Source organism: Chryseobacterium cheonjiense, from assembly GCF_012927265.1.
In the GTDB taxonomy this organism is placed as follows: Bacteria; Bacteroidota; Bacteroidia; order Flavobacteriales; family Weeksellaceae; genus Chryseobacterium; species Chryseobacterium cheonjiense.
In genome coordinates this window covers 2,063,301-2,077,154 of the sequence record NZ_JABBGF010000001.1, presented here as the reverse complement: position 1 = coordinate 2,077,154, position 13,854 = coordinate 2,063,301, and the positions used below count along the sequence as shown (strand labels likewise).

General features: G+C 37.1%; 11 protein-coding genes. 5 read left to right on the top strand and 6 right to left on the bottom strand.

Annotated features, from left to right (window positions below; all coding sequences use genetic code 11):
• Window positions 1–37 precede the first annotated feature (37 nt).
• Both HHL20_RS09355 and HHL20_RS09350 read left to right on the top strand, forming a co-directional pair.
• The gene (locus tag HHL20_RS09355) at window positions 38–358 is read left to right on the top strand and encodes a hypothetical protein (protein ID WP_169230866.1); all 321 of its coding nucleotides are present in this window, start codon (window positions 38–40) and stop codon (window positions 356–358) included.
• Between the two features lie 166 nt (window positions 359–524).
• Complete coding sequence (locus tag HHL20_RS09350; protein ID WP_169230865.1) at window positions 525–1,772, top strand: hypothetical protein; 1,248 nt, start codon at window positions 525–527, stop codon at window positions 1,770–1,772.
• Window positions 1,773–1,874: 102 nt separating this feature from the next.
• Here HHL20_RS09350 and HHL20_RS09345 read toward each other — a convergent pair whose 3' ends face one another.
• The 6 genes from HHL20_RS09345 to HHL20_RS09320 all read right to left on the bottom strand — a co-directional run bounded on the left by HHL20_RS09345 (window position 1,875) and on the right by HHL20_RS09320 (window position 7,282).
• Window positions 1,875–2,156 (bottom strand): TIGR03643 family protein, encoded by a 282-nt coding sequence (locus HHL20_RS09345; protein ID WP_169230864.1) that lies wholly within the window; start codon window positions 2,154–2,156, stop codon window positions 1,875–1,877.
• A gap of 91 nt (window positions 2,157–2,247) precedes the next feature.
• Complete coding sequence (locus HHL20_RS09340; RefSeq protein ID WP_169230863.1) at window positions 2,248–3,726, bottom strand: cryptochrome/photolyase family protein; 1,479 nt, start codon at window positions 3,724–3,726, stop codon at window positions 2,248–2,250.
• A complete protein-coding gene (locus HHL20_RS09335) occupies window positions 3,711–5,009 on the bottom strand; it encodes a DASH family cryptochrome (RefSeq protein ID WP_169230862.1) in 1,299 nt (432 codons plus the stop codon). The genes HHL20_RS09340 and HHL20_RS09335 overlap by 16 nt, the downstream gene beginning before the upstream one ends.
• Window positions 4,961–5,116 (bottom strand): DUF2256 domain-containing protein, encoded by a 156-nt coding sequence (locus HHL20_RS09330; protein ID WP_169230861.1) that lies wholly within the window; start codon window positions 5,114–5,116, stop codon window positions 4,961–4,963. Before HHL20_RS09330 ends, HHL20_RS09335 begins: the two co-directional genes overlap by 49 nt.
• Before the next feature lie 189 nt (window positions 5,117–5,305).
• Complete coding sequence (locus HHL20_RS09325; RefSeq protein ID WP_169230860.1) at window positions 5,306–6,622, bottom strand: ABC1 kinase family protein; 1,317 nt, start codon at window positions 6,620–6,622, stop codon at window positions 5,306–5,308.
• Window positions 6,623–7,282 (bottom strand): TetR family transcriptional regulator C-terminal domain-containing protein, encoded by a 660-nt coding sequence (locus HHL20_RS09320; protein ID WP_169230859.1) that lies wholly within the window; start codon window positions 7,280–7,282, stop codon window positions 6,623–6,625. It lies immediately after the preceding gene.
• A gap of 321 nt (window positions 7,283–7,603) precedes the next feature.
• Between HHL20_RS09320 and HHL20_RS09315 the strand changes: the two genes are divergently transcribed.
• From HHL20_RS09315 to HHL20_RS09305, 3 genes are all read left to right on the top strand, one after another.
• Entirely contained in the window at window positions 7,604–8,500 is an 897-nt protein-coding gene (locus tag HHL20_RS09315; protein WP_169230858.1) for a glycosyltransferase family 2 protein, read from the top strand.
• Window positions 8,501–8,984: 484 nt separating this feature from the next.
• Entirely contained in the window at window positions 8,985–9,563 is a 579-nt protein-coding gene (locus HHL20_RS09310; RefSeq protein ID WP_169230857.1) for a CinA family protein, read from the top strand.
• Window positions 9,564–9,915: 352 nt separating this feature from the next.
• Window positions 9,916–13,848 carry a response regulator gene (locus HHL20_RS09305; protein ID WP_169230856.1) on the top strand — a complete coding sequence of 1,311 codons (3,933 nt, stop codon included), beginning with the start codon at window positions 9,916–9,918 and terminating at the stop codon, window positions 13,846–13,848.
• Window positions 13,849–13,854 lie beyond the last annotated feature (6 nt).

Here is a 13,854-nt window from a genome sequence, read left to right as displayed (position 1 = left end):
GCCCAACAATTCACATCACAACATCAATAAATTATTTATGGCCAAGATGGAAAAAATAAAAAATGATAGTTTTTATATTGTTTTAAAAGGTATAGTGTATTTATTAACAATACTTGCTTTGCTTTTTTTTGCCAACTTCTGGATGGGAAGTAAAGAGGACTGGGAAGAAATTGTTGAAAATGAATTTTATCCGGCACTGATAACCAGAACTATATTCTTAACGACAATAGGACTTTTCTTTTTGTTGATTTCATATTTGCTTGCCGTTTTTTATAAAAAGAAATATCACTATTTTAAAGAGACAATTATTTTAATTTTATTTTCATTGATAGTGAATTTGTATATAATGCTATTTTAATGTTATCAGTGGCTAACTGATTTCAAACAATAAATTTAACTTCAGTCACATCTTATCCTGAATATTGAATCATAAATTTAATACATAGTTAACGCTTACGAGATCTGAATAAAAAGAGAATCCGATAGTTTCGCAAGCAATTTATAACGATTAAATTAAATTACTTATGATTCAGAAACAAGTCCTCGGATGGATGCTTTTGCTTGCCGTGACAGGCGTCGGATGTCAGAATGATGAATTTGCCTCAGCTTCAGTGGGAGAAGAACTTTCTTCGAAAGCCATTGCAAGTAAAGAAGCTGCAGATGTTACGGTCAATCCTTATGTTGATACAAGTGCTTATATCAATTCCGGTTTTAGTTTTTTAAACCCGTCTCAGGTTGACAAAAACCGTCAGGCGATCGGCGGGAATGCCTACACCGAGGTCTACGGATTCAACGTCCCTGAAGAAAACAGGGTGCGAGGAATCCGCTGGAACACCGATGATGAAACGACATCAATCTGGAGACCGCAGGGAATTGCAGGATTTACCAAAGATGGCGTCCGCTACCTTCTGGTAAGCTGGTATGCAAAAGATGATGCCGAGTTTAAAGGCTCCCGAATTACACTCATTGACATCAGCCCCAGCTCAGGCACTTATCTTACGTACCGTCATATTCTGTTGGTGCAGCCGGATATTCCGGCAAATACAACCGCCTATTCGCAATACGGTTCCTATGCACCGTTAAATGTACACGCCGGTGGAATTGCTTATTTTAAAGGTAAAATATATTTAAGCAGTACGAATTTAGGGGTTCGCGTTTTCGATTTGAATAAAATAATTGAAGTCAGTACAGGCGATACAACCAATGATAAGTGCGGAAAAGATGCTAACGGAAATTTATTCGCTTTCAATTACCGCTATATCTTGCCACAGATTGGTTACCAAAAAATCAATAATGCCAATCCATTTTCTACCGTACAGGTGAATGATGAAGGAACTCATTTGTGGACCGGGCAATATTATGCAGGCAGTGCCGATGCTTCTATTGTTCCTAAAGTGTTTGGTTTTCCTATTAATGCGAGCGGAGTACTTCAAAACACAGGAATCGTAGAAGTCGCTCCAAAGAATAGTCTCTTTGCGGATAATCATGCGCATGGCATACAGGGCGTGTTTCGGAAAGGAAACAGGACATGGCTGTCATGCACGGGGTCGCCAAGCAATTCTTATGGCTCAAATGCGAGATTGGCGCGTTATACAGACGGAGCCGATGATACCGTTCGCTACCGATGGCCGTATGGAGCGGAATCCCTTTATTATGAATCTCAATATGGTTACTTATGGAGTCTGACGGAGTATGAGCCTAATGCCGGAGCTCAAAACGGAAGCCAGGTCAACAGGTGTATATTTGCTGTAGATTTTTCTAAATATGAATAGAAATTTTGGAAACCAGATAATAATGATCATAAAAAATTAATAGAACTTAAATCAAAATAATTAGTTAAACCAAAGCAGGATTTTTTGCTTTGGTTTTTCATATTATCGTTTTGAAATTTTATTATTGCTGATCGCTTTTTGTCTGCTGCATTTAAACCGGCTGATTTCTTCACTCCGTTTTTTGAGGTGTTTCCGGCTTACTCCCGAATTCACTCTCTTTCTCCAAAGCCTGAAACTTGATTCTTTAAGTTCGTTCCGCATAATTTCGATCACTTCAGATTCACTGGTTCCAAACTGAAATTTTATTGCTTCAAACGGCGTTCGGTCTTCCCACGCCATTTCTATGATTCTGTCGATTTCCTGTATGTTGAGGTTTTTGTTCATTTTTATTGAATTTATATTCTGTGAGTTGCGTCGGGCTTTAGCCCGATGTACATTTATTTTCAATCAGTTCATGTGATTTTTGCGGTAAAATTTATTTCAAATTGTCAATAAACTCTTTTGCCATTTTAAAATGCTGGTTTCGTTTTTCCTCCGGCATTTTTTCTAATGTTCTCAGCATCATTCCCAATCTCGGATTTTTAGCAAAGAAATTCTTATGGTCATTAATAAAATTCCAGAAAAGGGCGTCCCATTGTTCTGCCCAGTCACCATCGGGATAATCGCTCATTTTTTTGATATAATTACTGCCGCTGATGTAGGGTTTTGTACTCATTGTTCCGCCATCCGAAAAGCTGCTCATACCGTACACATTCGGAACCATCACCCAATCGTAAGAGTCAATGAACATCTCCATAAACCACTGATACACTTCATCCGGATTGAACCGGCATAAACTCATGAAATTGGCAAAAATCATCAGTCTTTCAATATGATGTGCATAACCGGTTTTCAGAATCTTCCGGAGCGAACTGTCAATCGGGCGGATTCCCATATTTGCTGTGTAAAAAGATTCCGGAAGTTTTTTGTTGTGTTTCCAGTAATTTTTATTCCGTTGATACGTTCCCCGATAAAGGTAGACGCCCCGAACGAATTCCCGCCAACCCAGAATCTGACGAACAAATCCTTCCAGAGAATTTACCGGAATATCGTTGTCTTTAGCAAACGAAATGGCTTTTAACAGTACATTTTCGGCAGTTAACAACCCAACGTTCATCAAGGGAGAAAGGACGCTGTGATGCAAAAAATGTTCTTTTTCAACAATGCTGTCTTCATAAACGCCAAATTCATGAAAACGTATTTCCAGGAATTGTTTCAGCCATTTTTCAGCTTCTCTGAAAGTAATGGGGTAGAGCTGCTCATCCGTTAATGTTCCGTAGTTTTTGGCAAAATATTTTTCGGTGTACTTTTTAGCTTCCTCGTAATATTCATTGTTTTCCGGGAAATGAACCGGAGGAGCTTTCTTATTTTTCGGATATTTTTTCCGGTTTTCGGTGTCGTAAGTCCACTTTCCGCCAAGCGGTTTTCCTGCTTTCATCAGGATATTCCGGGTAATGCGCTGCTGTTTGTAGAAATCGGTCTGATGGTAGGATTTTTTACTCTCAAAATAATCTTTGAGCTCTTTTTTGGTATTGATAAAGAGAGGACTATCGAGAATTTCTAATTTCAATTTCGTCTCTTTGAGTCTTTTTTCTAACCAGTTATCGCAGACATCTGTGGTTTTGATTATTTCAAAATGTTCTTTTTCAAGTTCCGGAATTAAATTTCTGATATCCGAAAATTTCGATGAACTTTCAATATATTCAACTTCAAAGCCTGATTTTTTCAGCTCATTCTCATAAAACTTCATGGTCGCTCTGTGAAAGGAGATCTTCTGTTTATGAAATAAATATTGTTTAAAAAATAGAAATTCTTCAACCAGAAACACTGGCTGACTTTTATCCAGATAATCAGTATCCTTAAAAAGCTGATGTGGAAAAATAAGCTGGGCGGTATGTTTTACTGTATTAGCCATAATCTTCGGAATTCTTGCTTGGGATCATATAGTTCTGCCTGCTTTTCAGGATTGAAAGTCCGGTCACGGTTATCATTTCCGGTGCCGGCAAGATACATCCAGTTGCCGTAATTGCTGTGTACGTCATAATCAATCAGCATTTCCTCAAAATAAGCAGCTCCTATTCTCCAGTCCTGCTTCATAATTTTGCAGAAATAAGAAGCCGCGTTTTGCCGCCCTCTGTTGCTCATCCAGCCGGTATTTTTTAATTCGAGCATATTCGCATTAATGAAATCGGAAGATGTTTTTCCTTCTCTCCATTGAAAGAGGAGTTTATCATTGTTTTCAGCAGTGTATTGTCTGTTCGTAATTCCGTTTTTACTGAAGATCAAATCTTTATGCTGTAAAGAAACGTACCTGAAAAAATCCCGCCAAAGCAGTTCGAAAATCAGCCAATAAGTAGAATCATTACTTCCAAATTCTTTTTCGTATCTTTTGATTTCATGATAAATGGTAACGGCGGAAATACTTCCATTAGCAAGCCACGCAGAAAATTTCGAGCTGTATTCTGTCCCGGTGAGTCCGTTGCGTGTTTCTTTATACCGGCTTATGTTGTTGGTTGCTGAAAAATAAGAATCTAATCTTTTCAGGGCTTCATTTTCACCGCCGCAAAAAGGAAAAGTGCTTCTTTCATCTGTTTTAAAATCATTAAAACCTAAGGATGTAAGGGTAATTTTGTCACTTTCAAAATGAATTTCAGTCTTACGGTATATCAGGTTTTCCGACTGGAATTCCGGACGAATCAGAATGTTTTTCTCAATTTTCTGCCTGAATGTCGTAAAAAGTATCGGAATTTTATCCAGCGTTTTAAAAACAAAAAGCGGATGGATCAGGAACTGCGAATAGGATTTTATCCAAAAAGCAGATGGAACAATCTGATGAATTTTTATTTGCAGCTCCATCTCTTCTTTTGTCCATTCTTCCTGACAGAAAATTTTTACGATTTCGAATTCTCCGGAGATTTCTTTAAAGACTTCATCTGTTCTGCCGTATTTTACTAAAAAAGGAATATTTTGTTTGGTTAAATTCAGCTTTAGATCTTCTACACTTTCCAGAAGAAATTTTGCTCTGTATTTCCCGATTTTTCTCAAACCGAATTGTTTTTGGTCAAAAAAGTCAGCGTCAAAAACATAGACGGCAAGAAAAGGCAAATCTTCCTGCATAATTTTATATAACGATTCAGAATCTCTCGTTCTCAAATCCTGGGTGAACCAGAGGATATTGATTTTTTGTTTTTCCGGCATCTTTCGCTGCAATATTTTACTTCGTCCCAGTTTTTCTTCCACTTTTTCCGCCAGTTGAAAGGCAGTCCGCAGACTTCACATATCTTAGACGGTAATCCTGAAGGCATATTCTTTTATTAAATTTTAATTCAAATACAATTGTAATATTAACATGTCGCTCCATCTTTTTAAGCAAGAGCTCCGTAGGAGCGACCTCTTACTGATTTATTTATCCCAACACAATCGTTTCGACCTTTTTGCGTTTTGAATAACTTATAAAAACGTCGAAAATCTTTTGTGGCTTTTGCGGTTAAACCTTACTCACAATAATTTTTAAAATTATTAATGGCTACATCTTTCGCTTTCAGATCATGCATCATATTGTACAACCCGAAAAATGTCCGGTTCAGATAAATAAAATGTCTTGAACCACGGTTGGTATTCATCCCTTTCATATCACTTATTTTGGCATATCTCTGTCCCAGATCAGCAATTTCCTGGAAGAAAGTTTCATCTGAAAAGTCGAATATTTCCCGGTTAAAAGGTCTTGTAAAAAGTTCCAGCAATTCGTAGAACAGCGTAGAAAAAAATTCTTTTTCCTTTTCCGAATCTTCTTCGCGAAGAATTTCGAGTGTGAATAATTTCTCACGGAAAATTGCAGGATTTTTAAGGTTTTCTTCTTTGGCAAGCTCGAAATAAGGAATGTAAAAATCCTCCGGAATTTCTTTAATACAGCCGAAATCAATAACCAGCAATTCTTTATTCCCGGAAATCAGGAAGTTGCCGGGATGCGGGTCGGCATGAACTTTTTTCAGGACATGCATCTGGTACATATAAAAATCCCAGAGTGTCTGCCCGATTTTGTTTACATCTTCCTGGCTGTTTTGCTTCTTGGTGAATTCCGAAAAATGCAGCCCGGACATCCAGTCCATCGTGATGATTTTTTCGCAGGAATATTCGGGATAATAGTGTGGAAATTTCACATTCGGAAGATGACTGCATTCTTCTGCAAAATGCTGACTTCTTTTAAGTTCCAGATTGTAATCGGTCTCCTCAAACAATTTATCTTCCACTTCCTGAAAGTAAGATTCGGAACCTTCCTTTTTGATGTTAAACATTTTCATCGCAATCGGTTTTACCATCTTCAGATCGCTGGAAATGCTTTCTCTTACACCGGGATACTGTATTTTTACCGCCAGTTTTTTATCTCCCTTTCTTGCGGTATGCACCTGCCCGATACTCGCCGCGTTTACGGATTCGGAAGAGAATTCATCAAAAATATCTTCAGGATTTTTTTCGAAGTACTTCCTGAACGTTTTCTTCACCAACGCACCCGACAAAGGCGGAACGGAAAACTGTGAAAGCGAAAATTTTTCTACATATTCCACCGGCAGAATATTTTTCTCCATACTCAGCATCTGCGCAACTTTGAGAGCGGAACCCTTCAGCTCTTTCAGTGAGTCGTAGATATCTGAAGCGTTATCTTCATTTAAAATTTTGCGGGCTTCATCTTCGTCCTTCGTGATTTTATTGCCATAATATTTCAGGTAATTTACCCCGACTTTTGCACCGGCTTTCAGGAGGCTGCTGGTTCGTTCAATCTTTCCTGTGGGTATTTTATTTAATGTTTTCATTTAGCTCATTTTAAATTTTTCCTTCCAAAGGAATTTTCCAAGGTCAAAAACTTTTCTAAGCGGCTCGTTGTCTACCAGCTCAAAACCGGTATCAATGGTTTTTTCGATGAAAATATCTGTTTTTTCAAAGTCCGGCGACGTGTCGTTTTTCCAAAAATTAATAATGGAAACCAAATGAAGCCAAAGTACTTCTTCTCTTGATTTGTCGTTGAATCTCCTAAGGCCTTCTTTTGCTTTTTCAATCATTTCCCATTCATTAAAATCCAGTGATTTGATGAACTGTCTGTGCGTTTCACGAAGGTTCTGAAGGGTTTTTATATTCTGAAATTTATAAGGTCCTAAAATTGAAAGTATAAGAGAACGGTTAATTGTAAGATTTTCAAAGAAAATAAAATATACATTCAGAAGCTTCTCTTTAGTAGAAATTCCTTCGGCGGAGTTTACTTCGGCGCCTAATTCAATGGATTTTATGAAAAGATGATTCAGTATTTCTTTTTCAATATGATCAAATCCTGAAAAATAATGATAAAACTCTTTTTCCTCGAAGCTATTTTCTTTAGCAAATAAGTAAACATTTTTTGGCTTTTCTCCGTGATTTAAAAGATAATCGCCATATAATTCAAATATTTTTTCTTTGGTAATTGTTGTTTGTTCGTCCATGACAGATTTTATTTACAGGTAAAATTAGTAATAAAATTTATCTAAATAAAATATATAGTATTAATTTATACTATATGGACGATGTGATTTTTAAATGATGTTTACTATTAAACGGCATTGAAATCAGAAGCATTAAATATTGCTTGATATACAAGAATTGGGAATTGTTAAAATCAGATCAAATTGTGAATATTTTATCTGGGAGATTTTATACGCAATTCTGAAATAACACTTATCGTTCAAATATTTGCGTTTAATGAATTGTTAAAAATTTTTGGCAAGTATTGTGTTTTTTTTATTAAATTTAACTCATAAAAACTAATGATGAAAAAAATTTCTGTGCTGATCGCACATTATAATAATGGTAAATTTTTCAACGACTGTTATGTTTCGTTAGTCAATCAGACTCACCTAAATTGGGAGGCTATTATTGTAGATGATGCCTCTACAGATGATTCTTTACAGATAATACAATCTAAAATAAAGAATGACAGCAGGTTCCGACTATATAAAAATACCGAAAACAAAGGATGCGGCTTTACCAAAAACAAATGTGTTAAGTATGCTGTTGGTGAAATTTGCGGCTTCCTTGATCCTGACGATGCTTTGCTACCACAGGCGCTGGAGAAATCTGTACAAATGTATAACAAACCTGATATTGTTGCGACCTATTCCAAAATGCTGATGTGTGATGAGAAATTATCGCCACAATATGTATACAGTGGTACAAAACAAATTTACAACGATCCGTACTTTTTTAACTGTCCTATTCAGGTTGCTCATTTTTTTACATTCAGAAAAGATATCTATTTCAAAACGGAAGGTATTAATCCCGATCTTAAAAGAGCAGTAGACCAGGACTTATATTTAAAGGTTTTGGAACTCGGAGAAGCAATGTATATTGATGAAGTGTTGTATAAATACAGGCTCCATTCCGCCGGAATTTCCCAGCAGGACAAAAAGCAGTCTGCCAAGGAGTCTTTTGCATCTCTCATCTATGAAGCAATGAAAAGAAGGGGAATTAAAGAGATTAACAACCGTAAAGTTCCCGATTGTTATAATGCAGAAGAAATATATGAACTTCTTAATTATCAGGCTGGGTTTTTATACAGACTGAAAACAAAAATGAAATTAATTTTCCAGCATAACCATATTCTTATCTTTTCTTTATCTGTTGAGCTGTTCGCTTTACGAATCTTTGATTTTAGTGTATTGTAGAAATAATTCTTTATTTCAGCGTAAGATCATCCGAAATTTATCAAAATAGAATGTAAGCTAATATGTATTCACATTTTCTATAGTAAGGACTTTGTAATATATTGCTTCAACATCTTATCCCGCCTTCTGCTATTGCCATCGTAGAAATAAAAAGATATTTCATAATGATCTTAATCATAACAATTCCGTCATGCATTCCCTAAATTAGATTCATTCATCTATACTTCTCTTACATAAAGCAATTCTACATACTGCAATTATATTTTTTATAAAAGGCATTTTTTTGAAAGAATGACGGAAGTACTGTCTGCTTACCGATAGTCTGAGCATCTGTTGGCGCAAGCTTTGTTATGTAACATTAGCCGGCTGTACGACCAGTATTCTAACTTTCGGAAATTGGCCGTCAGACATCAATAATGCAGCGAAAAATTGCGGTTTCCCAATGAGGAAAGTACAGAATAAGTATTAAAATAAAACAGAATTAATGATTTTAAAACACTCAAAAATCGGAGTCAGTTCAGAAGAGCTCTCCGTAAGATCACTTATATATTTTATTATAGAACTGCAGAACCTGTTTGAATATATTGGAAACTATCTTTTAGAGGTAGAAGAAACCGTTTCCGTAGCAGAAAGTGTAAGTTCCGGGTTTCTCCAGTTTTCTTTTTCCCAAATGAAAGATGCTTCAAAATTTTTTAAAGGTGGTATCACGGCATATACGCTTGATGAAAAAGTACGTCTGCTGAACGTTGATGAAGCTGAAGCCGCCTCCTGTGACTGTGTGTCCCCGAATATTGCAGAAACAATGGCGCTTAATGTAGCAAAATCGTTTAAAACCGACTGGTCTATTGCTGTGACAGGATACGCGACACCTGTACCCGAGTCGAATCAAAAACTATATGCTTATTTTTCTATTGTTTACAAAGGGCAGGTGATCCTTTCCGAGAAACTTGATCTGCACTCCAGGACAAAGCAGGTAAATGCACAGTTATATTACACAGAGTTTATATTAGGATGCTTCAAACTTGAACTTGATAAGCAGAATGAGAAAAGGTCGATATCTTGATTTTATAAAAATGTGAACGAAAAACGGTACAATATGACATAGATCATAAAACCTCCGTCACATATCATATATCTTTGAGATATCTATACACTTCATTTTGCAGTCACTTCTATAAGCTCCTCAAATATCTGAGGAGCTTTTTTTTACTTCCTTGATATAAGATCGTATAAAATATACCACATCAACCCATATCTGAGCCAGTTTTTTGATACTCAGATAAATTTTTATTAGATTTAAGCCTGAAAAGTGCTAATCTCTTTAATGTGATATAATACTAAAACTTTATAAAAAACTATTTTTTTAGCAATTTTCTAATTATATTTAACATTACTAAAGAAATTAGTTGTCAATTATGAATAGCTATCCATTTCCCGACAACGAAGCTGAAAGAATAAAAAAACTGGAGCTTCTTGATCTCATAAAACTGGCAAAAGATCCGCAACTGGATGTTTTTGCGCAAACGGCATGTCTCATTACAGACTGCCCCTCTTCTATTATAGCGGTAATGGAAGCAGACACGCAGAGAATCCAAAGCTGTATAGGGCTTTCTATGGATTCTGTAGACCGGAAGAATACGCTTTGCCAATATTCTGTGGCGAGTGGTGAAGTTGTGATTATTAAAGATACGCTTCTGGATGAAAGATCTTCTGATAATCCGTTAATTCTGGAGGGAGGGATTCGCTTTTATGCCGGCGTGCCGCTTATTGATGACGAAGGATTTGCACTGGGAACGATCTGTGTGATCGATTTTAAACCTAAAACATTAACGGACAACCAAATATCGGCGCTTAAAAAACTCGGCGAAGTTGTTACAAGTCTGCTTATGAACAGCAGAGAAACCATTAATGCAGAATATTTTCATCAGACATTTAATATTTCAAACAATCTGATCTGTGTTCTGGATAATCATTTCATGCTTAAAGATGTGAATCCTTCTTTTGAGAAGGTTTTTTCAATCTCTAAAGAAAAAGCTGTTGAACATAGTTTTCTCACTCTCTTAAAACAGGATCTGAAATCACTGCCGGAAATCCAGAAATTACCGCACGGGGGAAAAGAGATTACCTTTACAACTTCTACTAAAATTGAGGATGGAACTTCAGTCATCGTAGAATGGTATCTCACACAAAATCAGAAATTTTCTGAAATTTTCTGCTTCGGAACGAATATTACCCAGCAGATTGAGGAAAGACAACAGCTTGAAAGCTCAGAGAGACGTTTCAGAAGTTTCTTTGAAAATGCCATTGGCCTGATGAGCATGCACGATATGGAAGGCAATATTCTGGCAGTAAACGAAAAAGGAAGAGAAACACTGCATTATTCTGCAGATGAAGTAAAAAGTCTTAATCTTAAAGACCTGGTGCCCGAACAAAACTGGCTTTTGCTGAAACAGTATCTTGAGCGAATCAATCAGAATGAAGAAGATTTCGGGACTATGATCCTGAAAACAAAAGAAGGTGAAGAGCTGATATGGATGTATCATAATATGGTTGAGATCGATAAAGAAGGAAAGCCGTATGTTGTAAGTACTGCCCTGAACGTTACCGAAAGAATGACTCTAGAAAAAGATCTCATCTACACTAAAAAGATGCTGGAACAGACAAGCTCTGTTGCCCAGGTAGGAGGATGGGAAGTAAAGATGAAAACCGGTAATGTTTTCTGGTCTCAGAGTACTAAAGAAATCCATAAGATAAAAAATAATTTCCAGCCGGATTTCGAAAACGCTCTCGGATTCTATAAAGAAGACAGCAGAGAACGAATGAAATATTTGTTCGACAGAGCTGTAACAGAAGGAATTCCCTTTGATGAAGAATTCCAACTGGTCCGCAATGACGGTGTTACGATCTGGGTAAGGGTAAAAGGCATTCCGGAATTTGACGGCGATGTGTGCAACAGGGTTTTTGGGATTATTCAGGACATTGATGGTTTTAAGAAAATGTTTCTGGAAGTGGCCAGAAAAGAAGCCATGATGCAGTCTTTCGTAACCGACGTCCCGATTCCTCTGGCCATGTTTGATAAAGACCTCAATTATGTTTCGGTAAGCACCCGCTGGAAAGAAGAATTCTATATGAATGATATGGATCTTATCGGAAAAAATCTGTTCACCATATCTCCTGATATTCCCGAAGAAAGAAAAGAAATTTATAAAAATGCCTTGCTGGGAAAAACCCATATCGATGAAGACTTTACCATGAAGATAGATGGTAGGGATGAACTTCAGCATTACGACCTGAAAGTAGGACCGTGGTATCTTACGGAAGATGAAGTAGGGGGTGTTATTGTTTCTATACAGAATATTACACATGCCGTACAGGTTAATGAAGAATTGAAGAATGCCAAGAAAATAGCAGATCTTGCCAGCAAGGCAAAGTCAGAATTTTTGGCCAATATGAGCCATGAGATCCGTACTCCTCTAAACGGGGTGATCGGATTTTCTGATCTTCTCCTCAGGACACCGCTGAACGAAATACAGACCCAATACCTGAATTACATCAATGAATCGGGTGAAAACCTGCTCAATATCATTAATGATATTCTGGATTTTTCTAAAATAGAATCCGGAAAAATGGAACTTGTAATTGAAAATAGCGATGTCTACGACATGCTGAGCCAGGTTATTAACGTCATTTTGTACCAATCCCAGAAAAAGAATATTGAGCTTCTTCTGAATATTGAACCGGGACTTCCTAAAACGCTTTTGATCGATGAGTCCCGATTAAAACAGATCCTGATTAATCTTCTGGGTAATGCTGTGAAATTTACAGAAAAAGGGGAGATTGAGCTGAAAGTGGAGAAATTACGCATGGACGATAAAAATATTGCCCTGCGCTTCTCAGTACGGGATACCGGAATCGGTATTCCTGTTGAAAAGCAGAAATATATATTCAACGCTTTCACCCAGGAAAACAGCTCCATCAGTAAACGATATGGAGGAACAGGTCTAGGACTTACCATCTCAAACAATATTCTGAAATATATGGGCAGTCACCTGTCACTGATCAGTGCACCGGAAAAAGGTTCCGTGTTTTTCTTTGATATTGAGATTCCTTACGAAATATCCGAACTACGCGAAGATGATGATATGACCATTCAAAGAGCCTTGGTGGTGGATGATAATGAAACCAACAGGATCATTCTTCAGCATATGCTCGCTTATAAAAATATCGAATCTACGCTGGCTGCCAACGGAATGGAAGCATTACAAATCCTGCTGAAAGGAGAGCGCTTCGATGTGATTTTGATGGATTATCATATGCCTGTTATCTCCGGACTGGAAACCATAGATAAAATCAGGGAGCTCTTTAATCAACGGAATGAAATTTCCCCGCTGGTTGTCCTTCACACTTCTTCAGAAGAACATGATGTGATCAATTCGTTCCGCAAAGAAGAAAATTCATATTTCCTTCTGAAGCCAATTAAATCAGATGATTTATATAAAACCCTCAGAAGGGTCGCACAAAGTAATATAATCGAAGTGATTCCTGAGGAAATGACGGAAGACGACTCCTATTCCTTTATGAATAATCTGGAAGTTCTTCTGGTAGACGATAATCCCGTAAACATGGTGCTGAATAACAGGATGATGAAATCCCTGACTCCGGATGCACATTTAACCGAAGCCGTTAACGGACTGGAAGCTCTGGAAGAATGCAGGAAAAAGCAGTTTTCTATTATCCTTATGGACGTACAGATGCCGGTAATGAACGGTATCGAAGCTACACAGCAGATACGCCTGCTTCCGGAATATGAAAATGTACCGATCATCGGCGTTACGGCAGGAAATGTATTGGGTGAAAAAGAAAAATGCCTGGCAGCAGGAATGAATGATTTCCTTCCCAAACCCCTCAGACAGGCAGACCTTCTGGAAATGCTTGAAAAATACATCAGCGTAAACGGCAATAATGGTAAAAAAGCAGATGTCAGTCAGAATGAAAATCAATCGGAAATGAAACCCGAAAAGTATATCAATATCAATACGCTGAATGAGCAAATAGGTGATGATGATGACGATTTTAAAGAAATGTTTCTCAATCTGCTGATCCAGGAGCTTACCCAGGTAGAAATAAATATAGAAAAGGCAGCTGAAGAAAAAGACGTTGCAGAAATAAAAATGATTCTTCATAAACTTAAAGGTACCGGAGGGATTGCAGGGCTTTTCAAGCTCGCAGAACGGGCGTCGAAATGGGAAAAGATGACAGCAGATGACATGGATTTTTCGGCCATGAATAGTGAAATAAAAGAAGAAATAAGAATAGGAACAGATATAATAAAAAATTTAATAAAGTAAAAAATC

Coding starts and splice junctions, on each gene's coding strand:
- HHL20_RS09310 (WP_169230857.1), top strand. CDS start 8,985: ATGATTTTAAAACACTCAAAAATCGGAGTCAGTTCAGAAGAGCTCTCC.
- HHL20_RS09330 (WP_169230861.1), bottom strand. CDS start 5,116: ATGCCTTCAGGATTACCGTCTAAGATATGTGAAGTCTGCGGACTGCCT.
- HHL20_RS09305 (WP_169230856.1), top strand. CDS start 9,916: ATGAATAGCTATCCATTTCCCGACAACGAAGCTGAAAGAATAAAAAAA.
- HHL20_RS09355 (WP_169230866.1), top strand. CDS start 38: ATGGCCAAGATGGAAAAAATAAAAAATGATAGTTTTTATATTGTTTTA.
- HHL20_RS09320 (WP_169230859.1), bottom strand. CDS start 7,282: ATGGACGAACAAACAACAATTACCAAAGAAAAAATATTTGAATTATAT.
- HHL20_RS09325 (WP_169230860.1), bottom strand. CDS start 6,622: ATGAAAACATTAAATAAAATACCCACAGGAAAGATTGAACGAACCAGC.
- HHL20_RS09345 (WP_169230864.1), bottom strand. CDS start 2,156: ATGAACAAAAACCTCAACATACAGGAAATCGACAGAATCATAGAAATG.
- HHL20_RS09335 (WP_169230862.1), bottom strand. CDS start 5,009: ATGCCGGAAAAACAAAAAATCAATATCCTCTGGTTCACCCAGGATTTG.
- HHL20_RS09315 (WP_169230858.1), top strand. CDS start 7,604: ATGATGAAAAAAATTTCTGTGCTGATCGCACATTATAATAATGGTAAA.
- HHL20_RS09350 (WP_169230865.1), top strand. CDS start 525: ATGATTCAGAAACAAGTCCTCGGATGGATGCTTTTGCTTGCCGTGACA.
- HHL20_RS09340 (WP_169230863.1), bottom strand. CDS start 3,726: ATGGCTAATACAGTAAAACATACCGCCCAGCTTATTTTTCCACATCAG.